Consider the following 22,345-nt stretch of genomic DNA (forward strand, 5'->3'; position numbering starts at 1 on the left):
TACTGATAGTATAGTTAATAAGTGAGCAAGTGGTTCTAATACTAAAGTGCTACTTTGGTGGGAAAAAGTAAAAGCGAGCCCATGAAAGCTCGCTTGGTAATCTGAGCTGAATCTGAGCTTAGAACTGATTCACTTTGAAGAACAGTGTTTCACCGCTGCTGTCATCTACACCGTCGTTGTCGGTCACAGCATAACCTTGTCCGGATGCATCAATAGTAAAGCCTTCGATCTTGTCTACCACATAGCCGTTAGTCGATTTCAGATCTGGAAGAAAGTCATGAACTAATGTTTTCTTCACGGTTGGTAATGCAGAACCGAGTGGTGAAGGTTGGAGTTCTGAGAGCGCAACTTTATAAAGACGTTTCACCTTCGCATCGCTGTCGAGTTGGTTGTCACGTTCAAGAAGGTACGCATTATCACCGTAAATAGTAATTTCAGATAAGCCTATCCATCCTTTCTTGGCCGTTTCTAATGGGTATTTAACTGCACCCCATTGTTTACTCTGCGTATTATAAGAAAGCAGTTTGACAGTGTTCTTCTCATCATCTTTCCATGGACGTTGAATGGCTACCCATAGAGTGTCGCCATGTATAGCAATACCTTCGGCACCAAATCGCTCTTGGTATTGAAGCAGCTCTTCAGGGAAAGGTACTGTTTGGTCTATCGCACCTGAATTCGTTATATGAAGTAGTTGATGAGGAACAGACTTCTCAGCATTACCCTCAGACGCGAGCCAATAACCACCTTTTGGATCCACTGCGATGCCTTCCAAGTCGAGTTTTTCAGCCGCATGCCCACCACTAGTGACAATCATCTTATCTTTGATCAGAGCCGGAGTTTGGCTTGCATCAATAGTAAATATTGCCGGCTGAGCGGAGTAAAAACTGTCGCTGATGGCATAGAGAGTTCCTGCCTGAGTAAGGTCGGCAGCCAGTCCAGATAATGCCCCCCAACCGATAGGACGACCGTTGTTATCCATAGTCGACTGAATCATAGGGTAGGTTGGTTCTTTATCACTTAGTTGATAGATCATGACGTGTGAACGAGCTAGTTTATCTTTGCCTAGGTCTTCTTCGTTTGCTGTAGCAATCAGTCCTCGTTTGGGAATCGCTATCGCTGACTCAGGAGCAATGCCTGAAGGTAGCATTTGAACAAGTTCTGGTTCAGCGCCAGTATCACGGTAAACCGCCATGATTGAACCGCGTTCAGACATGATAAATAGGTATGTATTGTCGCCGAACTTAGCAACTTCAACACCTTCTGGCTCAGCCCCTTTTTTGCCAGAACGTTTCTCTGGATAGTGGCCTGCTTTTACCACTTCATATTCAAAGCTCGCACCGCTTTCAAACAGCACTTTTCCGTCTTTGTTGAAGATGGTGAATCCACGCGCACCACCTTTGTAGTCGCCTTCGTTTGCTATTACAAATCGATCATTGTCGAGCCATTTCACCGCATCAGGTTCGCGACGAACATTCGACAGAGAGTGGCTAAATGTGAGCGCACCGTCTTTCTTGATATCGATGTTGTTTAGATCAACTGTACCTGCAGAGAAATGGTTTATGACTTTTCCCGATTCCGCATCAATGACCGCAAGGTGATTGTTCTCTTGCAGAGTTAAAGCAATTTCGTTTTTCTCGTTGAAAGCCACAAACTCTGGTTCAGGATCTGACGGCGCTATTTCAGCAATACCCGTTAAATCAACTTTCTTAATGCCATCGCAATCAAGCTTATTGTTTTTAATTGGGACGATAGAAAGATAACCAGCAGGCATTTGCGGTAATTCACCATCATTGAGCTCTTCATCGCGTTCGTTCTCAATAGCCACAGCGACAAAACGACCATCTTTCGATACCGCAACCGAGTCTGGTTGCCCGCCTAAATCACATTTCTGCATCAGTTTATGGCTGGTGATTGACACGGCTGCCAAATAGCCTGAAGGCTCTGTGTAACTTTTGGATGTGTTTACACCTGCAACAACAAAATTTCCTATTGCCGCTACTGATGTCGGTTCACCTTGCAGGTCGAGAAAACCAGATGCCAAAGGTTGTTTCGGATTTTTGATATCGATAAATCCAATGCCACCCATTGGGCTGTCGGAATAGATCAAGGTATTCCCATCTTCCGAAGCCGTGATTATCTCTGAAGACGTTACCGATGATTTTTCTTTGCCCGCAGGAATGTTATCTGCGACCGCAAATGTTGAGATGCGTTGAAAAGATTCTGCATGCGCGATAGAACAAGTTGCAGCAATCGCTGCTGCAATAAATGTAGTTTTTAAATGTTTGACTTCCATGCCTTATTCCTAGTTATTTAAGACTTAGCCGATCACGCTAGATGGGCTGTGTGTCAGTTGCATGAGAGTTTTATGTCGTTATGTTTACACCGTTTGGATCTGCAACGCCACGCTTACTTTTAAATTACACACGAATGAGTTAGAAACTGTTTATCAAACAGTGTATTGAATTGAAAAAGGGCATAGTCAAACTACGCCCTTCGTATCGTGAACTAAAGAATCATACCGCCAGATGCTTCAATTCGTTGTCCTGTTACCCAATCAAAACCTTCACTAAACATAGAGGATATGATTTTTCCAATATCGTCAGCTTCACCTACTCGGCCTAGTGCGGTAACTGACGAAACCATGGCTTGCGCCTGTTGGCTATCGCGAATGGCTCCACCTCTAAAATCGGTAGCGATAGCGCCAGGAGCCAAAGTATTCACACGAATGTTTTTGGCAGCAAACTCTTTTGCCATATAGCGTGTCATCACCTCGACTGCGCCTTTTGCCATTGCGTAAGCCGCAGAGCCTGGGAAAGAGAAGCGTGTTAAGCCAGAAGAAACATTGACGATGTGACCACCTGATTTAACCAGCGGAAGCATTTTTTGAGTAAAAACGAACGGTCCTTTTACATGTGTATCAAACATTTCTACAAGGTCGTCAACACTGGTTTCTTCAATCGTTGCATGTAAACCAGTCCCAGCGTTGTTAAACAGATAATCAATATCAGAACGCGAGAATTGTTCCTGCAAGATAGTTTTTAGTGACTGAACGAAAGTGTCAAACGTAGATGTATCGCGAATATCACATTGCAGAGCGACTACTTTTTGTCCCTTGCTCTGAATCTCTTCGACAACTTCCATCGCTGCTTGTTGGTTGCTGTGGTAGGTGAAAATGATGTCGATGTTCTTTTCTGCCAGTTTAATTGCTGCGCTTCTTCCTAAGCCACGACTACCGCCAGTGATTAAAGCAATTTTGTTCATCTTGTTACCTTTTGAGCTGTGTTGTTGGGTTCATTTATAAGTTACTCCTTGGTATTGGGTTGAAAAATACGCTCAATCAGATAACACTGTTCATATATCACGAACAATATAAGTTGTTGGATTAGGCGGTATGGATAAAATCGAAACAATGAAGCGCTTTATTGCGGTTGCTCAAACCGGCAGTTTTACTCAGGCTTCCAATCAGCTAGGTGTACCAAAATCGGCAATCTCAACTTCGGTGAGTCGTCTTGAGGAGCACTTACAAACAAGGTTACTTAGACGCAGCACAAGACAGGTTTCGTTGACGGAAGCCGGTGAACGTTATCTGTCCCATAGCCAACGGCTGATTGATGAACTGGAAGGATTGGAAAATCAGTTCCAGAGAGAAAGTAACGAGTTAAGTGGAGTCATCAAAGTGGATATGCCCAGTCGATTCTTCTCGACGGTATTAGCTCCGAATCTTCATGAGTGGTTTGAACTTCACCCCAAAACGCAGCTTAGGTTAGTAGGAGCGGATTACCGTATTGACCTGATCAAAGAGCGGATCGATTGCGTCATTCGTGGTGGAGTATTGGAAGACAGCAATCTTGTGGCGCGGCATTTGGGCAGTATTGAAATGGTCAACTGTGTTAGTCCAAGCTACGTTGAAAAGCATGGCTTACCGACTCAATTGGATGAGCTGTATAAGCACTTTGTGGTGGATTACTCTCCAGAACAGGGCATTTCAGCAAGTGGCTTTGAATACGTTAAAAACAGCAAGAATTATTTCGTTTCAACCCAAAGCTTAATTTCTGTGAGTACAACGGATGCTTATTTGTCTGCCTGTTTGAGTGGGTTGGGTATCATTCAGTTACCTAAGTGGGGTGTTCAAGAGCAGATCGCCAAAGGTGAACTTATAGAAGTGCTCAGCGACTATGTTTGTAAACCAATGACGATGTCTGTGCTCTATGAGTCGAGACATCAACAGCCAAGAAGAATACGGGAGTTCATCGATTGGATAAGCCGCCTATTTGAAAGGATGAACCACAATAGAAAAGAGACAAACTTGTAATCTCTAGAACGTTCTTTTAACCCATGGTTTATATTGATAGATTAGACAAAACACCGAACAACCAAATTACCGAACCACCAAATGATCGAACCATATAGTGACTTTATGAAGATATTTAGTAATTTTGACGCAGGCAATATTGACGTTGTCAGCGCAGAGAATCGTGAAGATATTCAACTCACCATCAAACGTGATAACCAAACTGAAATCGCTCAGTGGTTCTTCTTTCGTGTAGAAAGTGAAGCGAACACTGAACACAAATTCCGCATTGCTAATCTGGCGAAATCAGCTTACCCAGAAGGCTGGAATGGCTTCGATGTGGTCGCTTCTTATGATAGAGAAGAGTGGTTTCGTGTACCGGCTACTTATGATGGTGACAACCTAAGCTTCTCTATTTTGCCAGAGTATGACTCTATCTATTTCGCCTATTTTGCTCCTTACAGTTACGAGCGTCATTTAGACTTGTTACACCAAGCTCAAATGCATCCTCAAACCAAGTTGCAAACGTTAGGTCAAACACTGGATAACCGAGACATCAGCCTATTAACCATTGGTGAGCCGAGCAGTGAGAAGAAAAATATCTGGATCACTGCACGCCAACATCCGGGTGAAACGATGGCTGAATGGTTTGTTGAAGGTTTGCTACAGCGCTTGTTGGATAACACCGACACCGTTGCTAATGCATTGCTCGAGAAAGCTGTGTTCTACATTGTGCCGAACATGAACCCAGATGGTAGCGTGCGTGGGCATTTGAGAACCAATGCGATTGGTGTCAACCTAAACCGTGAATGGCAAACGCCTTCGCTAGAGAAAAGCCCTGAAGTGTATTATGTGCGCGAGCGTATGATCGAAACGGGCGTTGATATGTTCCTTGATATTCATGGCGACGAAGCGATCCCATATAACTTTGTGGCTGGCGCAGAGGGTGTTCCAAGTTACAACGAAAAAATGGCAAGCTTGGAAGCTCTGTTTAAGCAAGCATTAACCTTTATCACGCCTGAGTTTCAGGACGAGTTTGGTTATGACAAAGATGAACCGGGTAAAGCGAACTTAACGGTTGGTTCTAACTGGGTTGCGGAAGAGTTCCAGTGTTTGTCTTACACACTTGAAATGCCATTTAAAGACCACAACTGCCATCCTGATGAGCTTTACGGCTGGTCACCTGAACGCAGTGTGGCGTTTGGTCAGGATGTCCTTGCTGCGATTCCTGCCGTTATCGACCACCTATAACGTAGAAAGGCACTCCAATAACAACGGAGTGCCTTTTTGTTTTATTGGACTAACTACTGGATTCGTTCTGGCGTAATTAATTGAGTTGCGCGGATACCCGGTTCTTGCCTCTTCTCTTCGCATCATAAAGAGCGAGGTCGGCTCTGTGGTATATCTCTTCCATACCTTCATCGGAATCTTTGAAATGGCTTAAGCCGATGCTGATCGACACACGTGTGTCTGACAGTTCGGCGTGCAACAACGTATTTGAAACCGCTTCGATTAACCTTTCAGCAAAAGCAACAGGGGAAATCTCTGCGGTGTGTTTCAGAATGATGCCGAATTCGTCTCCGCCTAAGCGACCAATTACATCAGTTTTACGGATCTTGAGTTTGCATATGTCTGCAACTTTTCGTATCGCTTCGTCGCCTAGACTGTGCCCATAAGAGTCGTTAATTCGTTTGAAATTATCGATATCAACCATCAGGAAGCAGTAGTTCTCGTGATATCGCTTGAAAGTATAAAAAGCATCGTAGAGGTGTTCGAAAAACTTTCGTCGATTTAGCGTTTTAGAAAGGTCGTCCACTTCGGATTGATAGATAAGTTGCTGTTCAATATGATGACGAGCAGTAATGTTTCGTGCAACCCAAACAACGGCACGTTCGCCATAGCGTAATGATTTTAAAGGGCTTACTCGTCCTTCAAATCGTTGTTCACCAGATGGACCAGACTTAGCGTCTACTGTTTCGACATCATTGACGGAAAGAGAATATTCAAAAACCATAACGCAATCTGCCTCAAGAGTTTCTTTGATGCGGTCTTTGAACCAATTGGCTTTATCGTCCGGAAGTACGTTGGCAAGGGTAAGCCCTTTGAGTGATGAGCCGTCGTGGTAGAGGTCAGAGTTTTCTCCGCCAAAAATAGCGGCATATCGCCCAGACTCGGTCAGAACAAAGACCATGTCTGGAAGAGCTGAAATTACAGCAGCATATTCTTCGCACTCATCATACTCTTTAGCCATATGCTCTACCTTCACTAAGTACCACCTTTATCCGGAACGTGAGCGTTCTCTAAAGAAACAAAGGTGGTGTTATTGAAGCTATTTTAGCTCATATTTTGAAGACTTATTGTTGATCAGAGTGTGATTTACACATTTGAGCAAACCGAACCAAAATCTGCTTTGCCTGCTCGGTTTCGGCAACCTGTTCAAGTTTGTTATCAAAATTGTCAGCTATGGCTTGTTTCAAACCTTTGACAGAGTCTCGCATAATGTCGCTGGTAAATTCTGGGTGGAATTGTACGCCCCAAGTGCAGCTTCCCGCTCGGAAGGCATGATGGTCATCGAGTTCACTTTTTGCCAAACAAACAGAGTTAGGTGGGAGTTGTTGTACCGATTGAAAATGCACCGTTTGCGCAGCAAAGCTAGGTGGTACTTGTTCAAACAGTGGATCGCTGCTTGCGCTTGCTAGTTTTTCTAGCTCAACGGTTCCAATTTCCAGACCTTTAGGGTTGTAATCTACGATGCCACCAAGCGCTTGGGCTATTAGTTGATGCCCAAAGCAGATACCAAGCAGAGGGATCTGTTTCTCGGTTAGTTCGATGATGTTGTTTGAGAGCCTTAACATCCAGTCTGTTTTCTCTGTCACCATGGCAAGCGAACCCATGATGATTACTCCAGCTAAAGTGTCATAAGCAGGCAATGCGTTATTAACGCCGTCTAAGAAAGAGATGTTGATATCGACTTCGCTAATGGCACGTTGCGCCCATAACTCAAAATCACCGTATTTTTCTAGTTGTTGCTCTGGTGCTTGCCCAACATTGACTATCAATAGCGTCTTCATAAATTCCTTTTCCTGCCTTCCTGATAATTTGGCTAATTTAGAGAAAAGAAAATATGAGTTCAATGGCTATTTAAAGTTGTAGCGAATTGGCATAGCAAACCAACACGTGTAGAAGTGAATATCTTATAGCGAACTTTTAGTTGCATATTATCTAACCATCGATAATATAGCTGTTTAGACGGCTATACGTCTTTTGTTTAGGTAAGGATAATTTTATGAACGGATATAAAAAACTCACTCAGTTGGGTTTAGTGGCTTCTTTGGTTTTCGGTCTAGCAGCATGCGGCCAGAAAGAGAGTGATGAAATCTCGGTTGGTGCAACTGTAGGTCCACACGCACAGGTTGTTGAAGCGGTAGCGAAAGAAGCTGCCAAGCAAGGTCTTAAAGTGAAAGTTGTTGAGTTTTCGGATTACATTACGCCAAACGCAGCATTGGAAGATGGCAGCATCGATTTGAATAGCTACCAACACCTACCTTTCCTAAACAACTACAACAAGAGCCAAGGTTCTCACCTTGTTTCTATTGGTGAATCTATTCTAATGCGTATGGGTATTTACTCTAATAAATACAAATCATTAGAAGAGTTACCGGAGAACGCTCGTGTTGCAATTCCAAATGACCCAACAAACGGTGGCCGTGGTTTACTGCTGTTTGCTGATGCAGGTTTGATAACGCTACGCGCAGATGTGGGCTTTAAAGCTTCCCTAAATGACATCGTTGAAAACCCGAAAAATTTTGAGTTTCTCGAAGTAGATGCAGCTCAACTGCCGCGTACACTTGATGATGTTGATGCCGCCGCTATTACGATGAACTACGTTATGTCTGCGGGTCTTGATCCGAAGAAACAAGGTATCTACCTAGAATCTAAGCAAGCACCACTAGCGGTCATGGTGATTGCAAGTCGTGAAAAAGACAAAGATAACGCGGCGTACAAAAAGTTTGTAGAAATCTATCAGTCACAAGCGATTCGTGATTTCATGCAACAAACCTTTAATGGCACGATTGAACCTGCCTTCTAATGCTTAAGATTCCCGCAGTGACATCCGTCGTTGCGGGAATACCTTTTCTTTTTCTCTTGTTTCTTACTCTTCGTTGTTTATCCCGCGTATATAATTTCTTCTCCCTTGCCATAATTTATTGTTATAACTAAAAATTCGTAAAAGACTTTATCTGCAATAATTTGCCCTTATATCTTAGTTAGCCACAAAGCAGATAGTCATAAAGTAAGTCGTCGTAATTCCATTACGCAAACTTAGACCGGATACGTGAACCAAAAGCGAATACGTAAATTTAGAGAAGGATAAACCATGGCAAGTGAATATATCCCACCAAGAGTCTGGACGATGGACAGCGAAAACGGTGGTCAATGGGCGAGTATTAACCGACCTGATTCAGGTGCTCGTTTTGAAAGAGAACTTCCAGTGGGCTCTCACCCAATCCAGCTTTACTCGATGGGTACGCCAAATGGGCAGAAAGTAACCATCATGCTTGAAGAGCTGCTTGCTCTTGGGGTGACGGAAGCTGAGTACGATGCGTTTCTGATTCGCATTGGCGACAGCGACCAATTCAGTTCTGGATTTGTAGCTGTAAACCCAAACTCTAAAATTCCAGCGATGGTTGACCGTTCAGGTGCAGAGCCTGTAAACGTATTCGAGTCAGGCAACATTCTGTTTTATCTTGCTGAGAAGTTTGGTCATCTTCTGCCAAAAGAAGGTGCAGCACGAGCTCAAGTGATGAACTGGCTATTCTGGTTACAAGGTTCTGCGCCATATCTTGGCGGTGGCTTTGGTCACTTCTATGCGTACGCACCAGAGAAATTTGAATATCCGATTAACCGCTTTGCGATGGAAGCAAAACGTCAACTGGATGTACTGGATAAACAGCTAGCAAAAAACACCTTTATTGCTGGCGGGGAATACAGCATTGCGGATATCGCGATTTGGCCTTGGTATGGCAATCTAGCGTTAGGTAAAGCTTACAACGCAGGCGAGTTCCTTGATGTCGAGTCATACACACATGTGCAACGTTGGGCGAAGATGATGGCTGAGCGTCCAGCTGTGCAACGCGGACGTATTGTAAACCGCACTATGGGTGAAGAGTGGGAACGTGTTGATGAACGACACAGCGCCGCTGACATCGATGCAGTACTGAGCAAGCAGCCTAAATAGATAAAGCTTGATTGCTCCGGATTATTTAAAAGAGAGGGCTATGCTCTCTCTTTTCTATTTCATCGAACAGAACTAGAAAAACCAATGATAATTAGATTCTGTTTTCACCGGTGCTGTAGGCAATGATCTGGCTGATTTCACTCATAGTGCGGTTGGACTCTTGCTGCCACTGGCAGAATGCCTGATTGGCTGATGTCATTGCACGCTTGGTTGTCTTCGCACTGTCAATGACTCCAGTATTGCGAAGATAGGCTTCTACATCGGTAGAGAAAATAAACGTATCCGCACCCATTTGACGAAGCGTGTACGGCCCCGTATTACCACCTAGACGGTCACCGTGCTTTTTCATGTATTCCCATAGACCCGTAATGTTCTCCAAAGGCCACTCAGCAACCATCTGACTAAAAGAGCCGTGCTCCGCTCTGGCTTCATAAATCATACGAGCGTTACGTGGAATGGACATGACTTTCGCTAGATGGCGAATAATGCGTGGGTCTTGCGCTTTTTCTTCCCATACTTCGTCAGAAAGCATCAGTAGCGGTTCTATTTTAAATCCAAAGAATAATTCTTCGAAGTTTGGCCATTTCTTTCTAACTACATCCCAAGAGATCCCCGATTGAAACACCTTCATGCTGAATGCTGATAACCAACGATCTTCAGGAACTGCGGCTAGCTCGGTTTTACTCAATGGAATCTTGAGCAGTTTCTCTAGCTGATCTTCACCGCCTTTGCGTTCGGCAGCGCGTTGATAAATGGAGGTAAATTTCTCGAAAGTCATGGTCGAAGGCTCTTGTTTGGCTGAAGAAACAAAATACTAGCAAACGGGTTGGCAATCGGCACGTGAAACAGTAATGAGACGTGGCGCGAGTCATTTTAAAAATTTTGAAATTGGACCAAAGTTTTAGCTAGGGATTGGAATGTTATCTATGTTAAGCTGAAATCAAATTGGTATAACAAGTGGTTTAAGAGATTAATATGGAACCGAATATTAAGCTTTATCAGAAAATCGCCAATCACTTTAAAACAGAAATCTTCAATGGCGTGTACAAGGTTGGGGATATGCTTCCCGCGGAGCGAGTGATCGCTGAGCAGATGGAAGTCAGTCGGACTGTGATTCGTGAAGCAATGATAATGCTTGAAGTGGAAGGCTATGTTGAAGTGCGTAAGGGTTCGGGTATCCGAGTCATTAATACGCAAGTCGATAACGTAGTGCCAGACATTGCGCAAGCAGCTGGTGACCTTGGTTTCATGTTGACCTGTGGACCATTTGAGTTGTTGCAAGCTCGTCAGCTCTTTGAAAGCAATATTGCAGAGTTCGCTGCGACTCAAGCGACCAAACAAGATTTGGTTGCTTTGATGAAAATCCAAGAGCAAGCAAAGCAAGACGATTACTCACGTGATTCCTACTGGGATATTGAATTTCACATTCAAATGGCTCGCTGCACACAAAACTCGGTCGTCGTGCATATTGCGGAAATGCTGTCGAAACATCGTGAAAATAACCCTTATTGGAAGAAGCTTCATGAGCATATCGAAGACAACAAGATTCGTAGTTGGTGCAGTGATCACGATGAGATTGTTAAAGCACTGATTAAACGTGACCCAGTGGCTGCGCGTCAGGCGACATGGCACCATATTGAGAACACCAAAACGATGCTGTTCGATGCTTCTAACGACGATTATGACCGTTTCTTGTTCTCAGAAAGTCCAATTACTACGTCATAAGGTACACCATAAGAAGATATGGTGACTGACGGGGTTCTCTCACTAAAAATCACAAAGAGTTCTAAAACTAAAGGCTACCGGTAGGTAGCCTTTATTGTTGGTATTGCCAGAGGTGATTAGCTGCTTATTAAAGCGTTACGCCACTCTTGAATACTGCGATTTCACGGAACTCATTGATTTCGTTGCGCGTCGGTTCGCCATTGACAAAGTCCGCCACCTTATCGACAAACTGCTCAAGCAGCGTATCCATAGGCGTTCCTTCTACCAAAGTGCCAGCGTTAAAGTCGATCCAGTGTGGTTTACGACGAGCCAAGTCACTGTTGGTTGCCAGTTTCAACGTCGGTACAGGGCCACCATAAGGAGTACCGCGACCAGTACTGAACAGCACCATGTGACAACCAGCCATAGCAAGAGCCGAGGTCGCGATAGCATCGTTACCCGGAGCACTCAGTAGGTTTAAACCTGGTTTGGTCAAGCGTTCACCGTATTTCAAAACATCCATTACCTGACTTGAGCCAGCCTTTTGCGTACAACCCAAAGATTTCTCTTCCAGTGTAGAAATGCCGCCAGCTTTGTTACCCGGAGATGGGTTTTCGTAAATCGGTTGTTTGTGATCGATAAAGTACTGCTTAAAGTTATTGATCATCGATACGGTATTGTCGAACACGCTCTCGTCTGCGCAGCGGCTCATCAGAATATGTTCTGCCCCAAACATTTCAGGTACTTCAGTCAGTACGGTTGTACCGCCATGAGTAACAAGGTAATCGGAGAAGCGACCTAGTAGAGGGTTGGCTGTGATGCCAGAGAAGCCATCAGAGCCACCACATTCCAAGCCAAAGCGAACTTCGTTGAGATGCCCCGGAACACGTTGGTCTTTCGACATCACGTCATAGAGCTTTTTCATCATCTCAACGCCGTATTCCACTTCATCATCCTGCTTTTGACAGATCATGAATTGGACACGTTCTTCATCGTATTCGCCTAGTGTGTCTTTAAAAGCATTTACTTGGTTGTTTTCACAACCTAAACCCACGACCAAAACACCGCCAGAGTTCGGATGCTTCACCAAGTTCTGCAGCAGAATTTTAGTGTTGTTGTGGTCATCACCAAGCTGTGAACAGCCGTATTGGTGAGTAAACACTTGCACGCCGTCGATAGCAGACATGTCGACTTCAGACTCAAACTGCTTCTTCATCATGTTAGCCATGGCATTAACACAGCCAACAGTTGGAATGATCCAAAGCTCGTTACGAATACCGACATCACCATTCGCACGACGGTAAATGTTTACTGGCTTGTTCTCCAATGTGCTAATCACATTTTGAAAATCAGGTTGGTATTGGTATTCGTTGAGATCGCTCAAGTTAGTACGAATGTTGTCCTGATAGACACGATGGCCAAGTTCAATCGTTTGCAACGCATGGCCGATAGGGCAGCCGTATTTGATGATCAGATCATTTTGAGCAAAGGTTTGCAGAGCGACTTTATGAGCCTGAGGAATATCCTCATGCAAAGTCATTTCCTGTCCATCTACAACAACTGTTGTGCCTGCACTCAAGTCTTTCAATGCAACTGCTACGTTATCTGCTGGATGTATTTTGATCAGAGAGTTCATAGTGTCTCCTTAACAGCCAGCGAGTGCTTGTCGCATACCAAGTTGGCAAATACGTTCAACATGTGCAGTGACGCATTCTGTCAAACCAGGAACTTTATTAAGGTCTTCACCCCAATGAACTGCATCACCTAGTACAGTTTCAACCAATGCAGAGTAACTTTGCTCGCCAGATGTGACTTTTGGCCACTCGCTTGCGAACAGATCAAGCCAAGGTTGGTCGTCATTTAGAGGGTAGTTTCCGTCTTCACGCTCACCACGGTAGAAAGTGATCAAAGCCGCTAGCGCAAAACTTAAATAACGAGGAAGCTGGTTGGTTGTTTTTTGATAAGTCAGCAACTGAGGCAAAATTCGGGTTTTGAATTTTGTCATACCGTTTAATGAAATCGACAATAGCAGATGCTTGATGTAAGGGTTTTTGAAGCGATATTCCACATCTTGAGCGAAGGCTTGCAGTTCATCTTTTGGCAGCGAAAGAGTAGGGATGATTTCAGAGAACATCACTTCTTTCAGGTATGCCGCCATTTGTCCATCTGCCATGCTTTCACCAACGGTATCAATACCAGATTGGAATGCCACAGGCACAAGGGCAGTGTGTGCACCGTTAAGAATCGCGACTTTACGTTCTTTGTAGGGCTTGATGTCATCAACAATCTTAATGTTGAGCGATTGTTCTGGGCTCAGTTGATCCAGACACAGTGCTTGATTTAGCCATTGTGGTCCTTGAATCACGAACAAATAGAAGTTCTCCGCACTCACCATAAAGGTATCTTTATAGCCAAGTTTTGCTTCTAGCTCGGTTACTTCATCTTTTGGATAGCCAGTAACAATACGGTCAACCAGTGTTGAACAGAATGTGTTCGCCGCTTCTACCCACTCTTTGAACTCAATTGGTAGATTCCACGTTTCGATGTAACGCCAGATAATTTCTTTCAAGCACTCGCCGTTGTAATCAATCAGTTCGCAAGGAACGATGATCCAACCTTTGTCTTCATCCGCTTCAAAGTGGTTGTAGCGTTCCCAAAGCATACGTGTCAGTTTTGCTGGGTAGCTGCTCGGTGGCAAATCTTCAAGAAGATCGCTCTCCACAAATGCAATACCTGCTTCTGTTGTATTTGAGAACACAAACTTAGTATCTGGATTACGAGCAAGCCCTAGTAGTGCTTGGAAATCATAGTACGCAGACAGCTCTTCGTTAACAGAATAGATAACACGTGATTGTGATACTGCTTGACCTGTTTCATCCAGACCTCGGATTAGCGTGGTGTAAACACCTTGCTGGGTATTCAAACTTGGCGGGAAATCAGTATCGATCGGACGAACAACGCTGACACCTGAATTGAAATCAGTGTGTTCGTTAAGCTGGTCAATTTGCCAGTCTAAGAATGCGCGTAAAAAATTACCTTCACCAAATTGAATGATTTTGGTTGGGTAAGATGGGCCGGGAAAGGTATCTCGGTTTAGCTGTTTCATAATAGTTACCTGTCGATATGCTGCGGTTGCTGCTTTTAGAATTAACGGTTCATTTAGAGCCAATTGTTCACTTGCAAACAGCAACCACAGAGAGTCTGATTATTTAGCGGTAATACCGAAATAGTTTTTCGCGTTGTAGTAACAGATATCGCGAACCATGCGGCTTAGTAGTTCAAAGTCAGCTGGCACTTCACCGTCTTCAACCCATTTACCAATCATTTGGCAAAGGATACGGCGGAAGTATTCATGTCGGGTGTAAGACATAAAGCTGCGGCTATCTGTTAACATACCGACAAAGCGACTTAGTAGACCAAGCTGTGCAAGCTGAGTCATCTGACGCTCCATACCGTCTTTTTGGTCGTTGAACCACCAACCAGAACCGAATTGAATCTTGCCTTCGATGCTGCCGTCTTGGAAGTTGCCGCACATGGTTGCAAGAACTTCGTTATCACGTGGGTTCAAACCGTAAAGGATGGTTTTTGGTAGTGCGTTATCACGATCAAGCGCGTCTAGAAGACGAGCCAAAGGCATAGCTACTAAGCCATCATTGATTGAGTCAAAACCGGTATCTGGACCAAGAAGTTTGAACATACGTTGGTTGTTATTGCGCAGTGCGCCAATGTGGTACTGCTGTACCCAACCGCGTTTTGCGTATTCTTTGCCTAGGTATACCAATACCGCAGTCTTGAACTGAGCTGTTTCAAATTCAGTTACTTGGCCGCCACTTAGGCGTTTAGCAAGAATCGCATCAAGCTCTTGCTCGGTGGAATCTTCATAACAAACCGTATCCAGAGCGTGGTCAGTGACACAACAGCCGTGGTCTGCGAAGTGTTGCAGGCGTTTGTCTAGTGCAGAACAAAGGTCAGCAAAGCGAGCAATTTCAACATCCGCTGCTTTAGACAGTGCTTCCATATAAGCAGGGAAGGTTTCTAGATGAATGTTGAACGCTTTATCTGGGCGCCAGCTTGGCAGCATTTGTACTGGGAAGCTCTTATCTTCCGCCACCAATTTATGTGCTGCTAGGTCATCGATTGGATCATCTGTCGTACCAACCATTTCTACGTTCATTTTCTGCATGATTGAACGAGCAGAGAACTCAGGTGTAGCCAGCATTTCGTTGGTTTCATTCCATACGCGCTCTGCTGTGTCTTCATTTAACACCATGCCAGAGATTCCAAATGGGCGACGTAACTCTAAATGAGCCCAATGATAAATTGGGTTACCAATGGTGTATGGAACTGTACGTGCGAACGCTAAGAACTTCTCTTTATCCGTTGCATCGCCAGTACAGAAACGCTCGTCTACGCCATTAATACGCATCGCACGCCATTTATAGTGGTCTCCGCGAAGCCAAATGTCCGTCAGGTTTTTGAAACGATAATCTTCTGAGACTTGGTGTGGCGGCAAGTGACAGTGGTAGTCGATGATAGGTAAATCGGCTGCTACTTCATGATAAAGACGTTTTGCAAATTCATTGTGGAGTAAAAAATCCTCCGAAAGAAAAGATGTCATACATGTAACCCTTAGTTGTTCTACCATTTGTGTGCGATATTAAACTCAAAAAAGCCAAATAAACACGATTTAAGTAGAGTTTTGATTAAATTATAAACGGATTTCGGGTGATTTTTGTCAAAAGTTTAAAGGTGATCATACTTTAAGTAAAAAAATGAAAGCCTGTTTTGTTTTATGACCTAGACCAATTTTTTATTGTTATACCAAATGTAGGATCACTTCATTATCGGTATTTCCGATGATTAAGTTTACGAATAGCGAATTGTGATGATTGCAAGCGGCACACGTTGTTCAGGGAAAAGCGACTAGCTGAGCAGAAAAGATAACGGATTATTTGTTCAGTCTGGTGGCACAAAAAACTAATTAGAGATTAATTACTATGATAATTAAGTCTATCAACTCTTACATTAATAGCTTATTACGCGTTGTTTTGAGCATATTCATGACCGTAATGATCGTTGCGGTTGTCTGGCAAGTTTTTACTCGTTTTGTTCTGCAAGATCCGTCTGCATTTACAGATGAACTTTCACGTTACTTACTTATTTGGATTGGTGTGCTAGGTGGTGCTTACACTTACGCAATCAAACGCCACTTAGCATTAGAGCTTCTAGCTCCGAAGCTAAGCCACAGAGGACAACTGGTGTTAGGTATCATTATTAACCTAATCATCATTGCTTTCGCTGCGGTCGCCTTTATTTATGGCGGTACTGCTCTGGTAACAAACACACTGAAACATGGACAGATCTCACCAGGGATCGTGATTGGTGGTCACCACCTATTGATTGGTTATGTTTACGTTGTTGTACCACTGACTGGTTACATTATTTCTTACTTCGGTACTGTCGATATTATCTCTTCAGTTCTTTCGTTAGTGAATAAAGAAGACCGAGTTGCAGCAGAAGGATATTCAAAATGACTTTGATGGATTTATTGTTTTCACAAGACTTTTTGGCGAACGCTCCTGACGCATTTTACGACTTCTTTCCAGCAGTTGTTCTGTTCGGCGTATTAGGTGTGTTGCTGATTATTGGTGTACCAATTGCGTTTGCAATCGGTATTGCTGCACTACTTACTGTATTTATCGATTTCCCAGTTGAACAAGTGACCATTCTGGTTTCTCAGAAACTGGCGAATGGATTAGACAACTTCGGCTTGCTTGCTCTGCCATTCTTCATAGTGGCCGGTAACTTGATGAACCGTGGTGGTCTTGCTTCGCGTTTGATTAACTTTGCAATGATCTTTGGTGGCCGCTTACCAGGCTCACTTTCTCATGTAAACGTTATGGCAAACATGTTGTTTGGTTCTTTGTCTGGCTCTGCTGCTGCTTCTGCTGCTGCGGTAGGTGGCATCATGAAACCACTACAAGAGAAGCACAAATACCCAATGGATTTCTCAACTGCGGTTAACGTAGCGTCTTGTCCATCAGGTCTTCTCATTCCACCATCGAACATTCTTATTTTGTTCGCATTGGTAAGTAGTACTTCTGTTCAATACCTTTTCATTGCAGGTTATATCCCAGGCATTCTAATGGGCTTGAGTGTCATGGTTGGTATCTTCTTACTGGGTAAACGTTACAACATTCCTCGTGAGAAAATTATTTCAACAGAGAAGAAACGCAAAGTTATCTGGGATGCTATTCCAAGTTTAACGCTAGTTATCATCATCATGGGTGGTATCTTAGGCGGTATCTTCACTGCAACAGAAGCGTCTGCTATTGCGGTTGTTTACGCTCTTATCCTAGGTTTCGCTTATCGCGAACTGAAAATGAGCGATATGTTCCCAGTATTGGTTGATAGTGTGATCACAACTTCTATCGTGTTGTTGATGGTTGCTACATCTTCTGCAATGTCATGGGCAATGGCGAACGCGGATATCCCTACTTACATCGCTGAGTTTGTACTTGAAACATCTACCAACCCAATCATGGTTATCCTATTGATGAACGTGATTCTGCTTGTGGTAGGTACGTTTATGGATATGACACCAGCAGTACTTATCTTTACTCCAATTTTCTTACCAATTGCTATCACGCTTGGTATAGACCCGATTCACTTTGGGATCATCCTAGTGTTCAACTTATGTATCGGTATCTGTACACCACCAGTAGGCACTGCCTTGTTTGTTGGTTGTAGTGTTACAGGCACCAAGTTGGGCGCTGTTGTTCCTAAATTGGCACCGCTATTCGTCCTCATGGTGATAACGTTGACGATAGTTACTTTGTTCCCTTCACTTTCATTATGGCTACCGGAACTAGCTGGTTATAAACCTCAATAATTGATAGGACTATAAAATGAAAACAACAAATAAACTTTTACTTGCTTGTACCCTCTCTACACTAATGGCAGGCAACGTTTATGCAGCTACTGTTAAGCTAGCTCATGCGTTACCAACAGAGCACCCAGTTCACGCATCTTTGGATTGGTTCGCAGCCAAAGTGTCTAAAGAAACAAAAATGCGCGTAAAAGTGTATCCAAACGGTACTCTAGGTAATGAAACTGAACTACTACAGATGGTACAAGGCGGTACTATCGGTTTTACTAAAGTAAGTGCGGCGCCACTGACAGCATTCGCGTCAGATTACAAACTACTTTCTCTGCCATACCTTTACCGTGACCGCGCACAATACGATGCAGTTCTACAAGGTCCAATTGGTGAGCAAATCCTAGCGTCTTCTAAAGAGTCTGGCTTTATCGGTCTAGCATTCCTAGATGCGGGTGCACGTAGCTTCTATACTGACAAACCAATTCGTACTCCAGACGATTTGAAAGGTCTGAAAATCCGTGTTCAAAACTCAGCACTTTCAATCGATACCATCAAAGCTCTAGGTGGCACACCAGTTCCACTACCATACGGTGAGCTATACTCAGCGCTGCAACAAGGTGTTGTTGATGGTGCGGAAAACAACATTCCGTCTTACTTCTCTTCTCGTCACTATGAAGTGAAGAAAACATTCTCTTATGACCAACACACTATGGTTCCAGACGTACTTGTAGTGTCAACAGGTGTATGGGATAGCCTATCTGCAGAAGACCAAGCAAAAATTCGTGAAATCGCGAAAGAGACCGTTAAGCAACAAGATGTTAACTGGGCAAACTACGTAGAAAAAGCGAAAGCGGAACTTGTAAACCAAAACGTTACTTTTGTTGAAAGTGACATTCCTAAGTTCCAAGAAGCGGTTAAGCCTGTGTATGAAAAATTCCGTAAGGAAAACCCAGACCTAGTACCACTTCTAGACAAAGTTCAAGCTATGTAATTTGAAATGTCTCTTTATAGCGCGGGGAGTTTTCCCTGCGCTATTTGACCCTTTCTTTATCAATACTTTCTTCGCAAATTGTTTCTTTCTCTACACATGGTTTTATTTAGAAAGAGTCCATTTTGCGTGTATTAACATAATTTGGTTCGAATGATTATGAGATTAAGTCAAGCTCACTTATCTGCGGCTAATGCCCTAATAAAACCTAACGACAACAACAAAAAAGCAAAAGTTGGGATTGTTCATTTGGGCTTTGGTGCTTTTCACCGCGCTCATCAGGCGCTGATTACCGATGCTGTGATCAAAGAAATCGGCGGCGATTGGAAAATTGTCGGCGTCACTTGGAGCTCTGTTGATTTACAGAAAGATTTAATCGCGCAAGACAGTTTGTATTCGGTAGGTGTCGGATACAACGATCAATTAGATATCAATATCGTTGGTTCAATCGAAACGGTACTGATGGCAGCACAAACTGAGCAAGTTCTTGGTTATATGCGTGACCCAGCAGTGAAAATTGTCTCACTGACGGTTACTGAAAAAGGTTACTGCCACAACCCTGCAACGGGTGATTTGGATTTATCACATCCTCTTATCCAGCATGATTTACAAAATATTGAAGCACCGAAATCTGCGATTGGTTTCTTGGTGTCTGCTATGCATTATCGCCATCAGAATGGCATTCAGCCATTCACACCAATGACCTGTGACAACTTGCCTGAGAATGGTCGAGTGTTGGAGAAAGTCGTTCTGCAATTTGCAAAACAACTGGACGAAGATCTGTATCAATGGATTAAAAAAGAAATCCAATTCCCATGCACTATGGTTGACCGCATTGTTCCTCGTACTACAGATAATGACATTGCACGTGTTGAGAAAGCGCTCGGCATTGAAGACAAAGTGTGTGTTATCACAGAGCCGTTCTTGCAATGGGTGATTGAAGACAAATTTGTTAACGATCGTCCGCAGTGGGAGAAGACCTCTATCGCCAATGTTCAGGTGACAGACAATGTTGTGCCGTTTGAAGAGATGAAGCTACGTTTACTGAACGGAACTCACTCAACAATGGCTTACTTGGGCTATCTGTCGGGTTACGAGACAGTGGCGACAACGATTCAAGACCCAGATTTTAAAACCTTTGTTCGTTATTTGATGGATGAGGAAATCACTCCGTCACTGAATATTGAAGGTATCGATCTCGACCAGTACAAAGACCAGTTGATCGAACGCTATGAGAATAAAGCGTTGCAACACCGTACTTGGCAGATCGCAATGGACGGAACGCAGAAGATCCCACAACGCTTCTTACAAACCATTCGCTACTCTTTAAAAAATGGTGTTTCGATTGAAGGCTTATGCCTAGCACTGGCGGCGTGGATGTGTTACGTCAGTGGTGTTAACGAGCAAGGACAAGAGATCGACGTTCAAGACCCGTTAAAACAACAGCTTGCACAAATTTGGCAGCAAGCAGGTACAGATTTAGTAAAAGTCGTTGATGGCTTTTTAGCACTTCGCAGCGTCTTTGACCAAGAGCTAGCGGGTAATCAAACATTCAAAGCAGAGCTGCAATCAGCGCTAGAAAAGCTGTTTGCAAATGGTGCTAAAGCATCAGTAGCAAGCTTCGTGGCACAGAGGAAATAATCCATGAAAATGACATTTCGTTGGTACGGAGAAGGTAACGACAAAGTTACGCTCGGTAACATTAAACAAATTCCAGGCGTAGAAGGTATTGTGTGGTCGCTACATGATATGGCTGCTGGTGAACTTTGGAGCGAAGAGCGTATCGCAAAAGAAAAAGCGATCATCGAAGCTGCGGGTTTCCACATCGATGTTGTTGAGAGCGTTAACGTTCACGAAGACATCAAGCTTGGTCTGCCAAGCCGTGAAAAATACATCGAGAACTATAAAGAGACACTGCGCCGTCTAGCGAAAGTGGGCGTAAAAGTTGTGTGTTACAACTTTATGCCAGTGTTTGACTGGACTCGTACCGAACTTTACAAAGAGATGGAAGACGGCTCGAATGCACTTTTCTTTGAAAAGAGCAAAATCGAAAATATCGATCCAATCGAGCTGATTGAAAAGCTATCAACTAACGTTGACGTGACCATGCCGGGTTGGGAACCAGAGCGTTTATCTCGCCTGAAAGAAACCTTTAAGCTATACGAAAACTTTACTGCGGAAGATTTGTGGAAGAACCTAGAATACTTCCTAGAGCAAGTGATCCCAGTGTGTGAGGAAGTGGGCATTAAGATGGGTATTCACCCTGATGATCCTGCATTCCCAATTTTTGGTTTACCACGTTTGATCATCAATAAAGAGAATATTGGCCGTTTCCTTAACCTAGTCGACAGCCCATACAACGGCTTGAGCTTGTGTACTGGTTCTTTAGGTTCAGCAAATAACGATATTCCAGATATTATCGATGCGTACCATGACCGTATTCATTTCATGCACATCCGTAACGTAAAACGTTATGACAACGGTGATTTCATTGAAGCGTCACACCGTGCATGTGATGGTTCAGTAGATACGGTGAAAGTAGTGCAGACTCTGCATAAACATGGCTATGAAGGGTATGTGCGTCCTGACCATGGTCGTCATATCTGGGGTGAAGAAAAGTGGGCGCGTCCAGGCTACGGGCTTTACGACCGTGCACTAGGCATTATGTATATTCTTGGTGTTTGGGACAGCGTGGAAAAGAACGCTAAATCTTAAGAAAGGGAACAGACAGTAATTCAATGATTGTCTGTTTTTGCAAGTGTGTCATTTCACTCAATGTGAAATACTAGCGGTGAAATGACACCTTGTTTGGGTTATCTGAACTCAAGCAAACCATCAAAACTCTCCAATAGAACCTTAATCTTAACTGCATCTGTGATGTGCTTTTTTGTTTCCAGCTTCGAGTTAGAAAGCTTAGGGAAACATTGCATGCAATCGTAGAGCAGTATTTATCAACGATTCGTTTTCTCGATATTTCTCAGTGTCTCTGTGATTGACTCAGAATTAGAAGTTAACCCAAGTTTGGCTTAGTAATAGTACAGTCAGTGATGAAACTGAGAATAGCGCTAAAATGCTGCCAAGTTCACGAACGTTGCTTAGTAACGATTTCTTTTTATCAAACATGATGTCACCTTTTTTATTAACAGTTTAACGAGATATTGGTCACACTTTACTCCGTTAAATGACATAGATCAATAAAATGTGTTGTTATTTTTAATCATTTTCTCAGTATTTAAGATTTTA

At 43.5% G+C, this 22,345-nt stretch carries 18 protein-coding genes; 10 read left to right on the forward strand and 8 right to left on the reverse strand.

Annotated features, from left to right (window positions below; all coding sequences use genetic code 11):
- Window positions 1-118: 118 nt before the first annotated feature.
- Both ACOSVQ_RS13020 and ACOSVQ_RS13025 read right to left on the reverse strand, forming a co-directional pair.
- On the reverse strand, window positions 119-2,293 hold the full coding sequence (locus ACOSVQ_RS13020; protein ID WP_491982974.1) for an esterase-like activity of phytase family protein: 2,175 nt from the start codon (window positions 2,291-2,293) through the stop codon (window positions 119-121).
- A 212-nt stretch (window positions 2,294-2,505) separates the two neighbouring features.
- A complete protein-coding gene (locus tag ACOSVQ_RS13025; protein ID WP_491982975.1) occupies window positions 2,506-3,261 on the reverse strand; it encodes an SDR family NAD(P)-dependent oxidoreductase in 756 nt (251 codons plus the stop codon).
- Between the two features lie 130 nt (window positions 3,262-3,391).
- On the opposite strand from ACOSVQ_RS13025, the gene ACOSVQ_RS13030 reads away from it, so the two are divergent.
- Entirely contained in the window at window positions 3,392-4,312 is a 921-nt protein-coding gene (locus tag ACOSVQ_RS13030) for a LysR family transcriptional regulator (protein WP_491982976.1), read from the forward strand.
- A 105-nt stretch (window positions 4,313-4,417) separates the two neighbouring features.
- On the forward strand, window positions 4,418-5,542 hold the full coding sequence (locus ACOSVQ_RS13035; RefSeq protein ID WP_491982977.1) for a M14 family metallopeptidase: 1,125 nt from the start codon (window positions 4,418-4,420) through the stop codon (window positions 5,540-5,542).
- 76 nt (window positions 5,543-5,618) lie between these two features.
- On the opposite strand, the gene ACOSVQ_RS13040 is transcribed toward ACOSVQ_RS13035, so the two are convergent.
- Both ACOSVQ_RS13040 and ACOSVQ_RS13045 read right to left on the reverse strand, forming a co-directional pair.
- Complete coding sequence (locus ACOSVQ_RS13040) at window positions 5,619-6,542, reverse strand: GGDEF domain-containing protein (RefSeq protein WP_491982978.1); 924 nt, start codon at window positions 6,540-6,542, stop codon at window positions 5,619-5,621.
- 103 nt (window positions 6,543-6,645) lie between these two features.
- Complete coding sequence (locus ACOSVQ_RS13045; RefSeq protein ID WP_491982979.1) at window positions 6,646-7,362, reverse strand: glutamine amidotransferase; 717 nt, start codon at window positions 7,360-7,362, stop codon at window positions 6,646-6,648.
- 215 nt (window positions 7,363-7,577) lie between these two features.
- On the opposite strand from ACOSVQ_RS13045, the gene ACOSVQ_RS13050 reads away from it, so the two are divergent.
- A complete protein-coding gene (locus ACOSVQ_RS13050) occupies window positions 7,578-8,381 on the forward strand; it encodes a MetQ/NlpA family ABC transporter substrate-binding protein (protein WP_491982980.1) in 804 nt (267 codons plus the stop codon).
- A gap of 288 nt (window positions 8,382-8,669) precedes the next feature.
- Window positions 8,670-9,530, forward strand: a complete 861-nt coding sequence (yghU, locus tag ACOSVQ_RS13055) for a glutathione-dependent disulfide-bond oxidoreductase (protein WP_491982981.1) — start codon at window positions 8,670-8,672, stop codon at window positions 9,528-9,530.
- Between the two features lie 91 nt (window positions 9,531-9,621).
- Here the strand turns inward: yghU and ACOSVQ_RS13060 are convergent, their stop codons facing one another.
- Window positions 9,622-10,308 (reverse strand): DNA-3-methyladenine glycosylase I, encoded by a 687-nt coding sequence (locus ACOSVQ_RS13060; RefSeq protein ID WP_491982982.1) that lies wholly within the window; start codon window positions 10,306-10,308, stop codon window positions 9,622-9,624.
- Window positions 10,309-10,505: 197 nt separating this feature from the next.
- On the opposite strand from ACOSVQ_RS13060, the gene ACOSVQ_RS13065 reads away from it, so the two are divergent.
- Window positions 10,506-11,255, forward strand: coding sequence for a GntR family transcriptional regulator (locus tag ACOSVQ_RS13065; RefSeq protein WP_491982983.1), 750 nt, complete (start codon window positions 10,506-10,508; stop codon window positions 11,253-11,255).
- 127 nt (window positions 11,256-11,382) lie between these two features.
- Here ACOSVQ_RS13065 and ACOSVQ_RS13070 read toward each other — a convergent pair whose 3' ends face one another.
- The 3 genes from ACOSVQ_RS13070 to uxaC form a co-directional block, all read right to left on the reverse strand.
- Window positions 11,383-12,870 (reverse strand): UxaA family hydrolase, encoded by a 1,488-nt coding sequence (locus ACOSVQ_RS13070; protein ID WP_491982984.1) that lies wholly within the window; start codon window positions 12,868-12,870, stop codon window positions 11,383-11,385.
- A 9-nt stretch (window positions 12,871-12,879) separates the two neighbouring features.
- Window positions 12,880-14,340, reverse strand: coding sequence for a tagaturonate reductase (locus ACOSVQ_RS13075; RefSeq protein ID WP_491982985.1), 1,461 nt, complete (start codon window positions 14,338-14,340; stop codon window positions 12,880-12,882).
- Window positions 14,341-14,439: 99 nt separating this feature from the next.
- Complete coding sequence (uxaC, locus tag ACOSVQ_RS13080; RefSeq protein ID WP_491982986.1) at window positions 14,440-15,852, reverse strand: glucuronate isomerase; 1,413 nt, start codon at window positions 15,850-15,852, stop codon at window positions 14,440-14,442.
- 442 nt (window positions 15,853-16,294) lie between these two features.
- On the opposite strand from uxaC, the gene ACOSVQ_RS13085 reads away from it, so the two are divergent.
- The 5 genes from ACOSVQ_RS13085 to uxuA all read left to right on the forward strand — a co-directional run bounded on the left by ACOSVQ_RS13085 (window position 16,295) and on the right by uxuA (window position 21,817).
- The gene (locus ACOSVQ_RS13085; RefSeq protein WP_491982987.1) at window positions 16,295-16,768 is read left to right on the forward strand and encodes a TRAP transporter small permease; all 474 of its coding nucleotides are present in this window, start codon (window positions 16,295-16,297) and stop codon (window positions 16,766-16,768) included.
- Complete coding sequence (locus ACOSVQ_RS13090; protein ID WP_165313040.1) at window positions 16,765-18,126, forward strand: TRAP transporter large permease; 1,362 nt, start codon at window positions 16,765-16,767, stop codon at window positions 18,124-18,126. The genes ACOSVQ_RS13085 and ACOSVQ_RS13090 overlap by 4 nt, the downstream gene beginning before the upstream one ends.
- A gap of 16 nt (window positions 18,127-18,142) precedes the next feature.
- Window positions 18,143-19,105, forward strand: coding sequence for a TRAP transporter substrate-binding protein (locus ACOSVQ_RS13095; protein ID WP_491982988.1), 963 nt, complete (start codon window positions 18,143-18,145; stop codon window positions 19,103-19,105).
- A 156-nt stretch (window positions 19,106-19,261) separates the two neighbouring features.
- A complete protein-coding gene (locus tag ACOSVQ_RS13100; RefSeq protein ID WP_491982989.1) occupies window positions 19,262-20,743 on the forward strand; it encodes a mannitol dehydrogenase family protein in 1,482 nt (493 codons plus the stop codon).
- 3 nt (window positions 20,744-20,746) lie between these two features.
- A complete protein-coding gene (uxuA, locus tag ACOSVQ_RS13105; protein WP_165313037.1) occupies window positions 20,747-21,817 on the forward strand; it encodes a mannonate dehydratase in 1,071 nt (356 codons plus the stop codon).
- Window positions 21,818-22,345: the final 528 nt, after the last annotated feature.

This window comes from Vibrio sp. HM8-C (assembly GCF_058630515.1).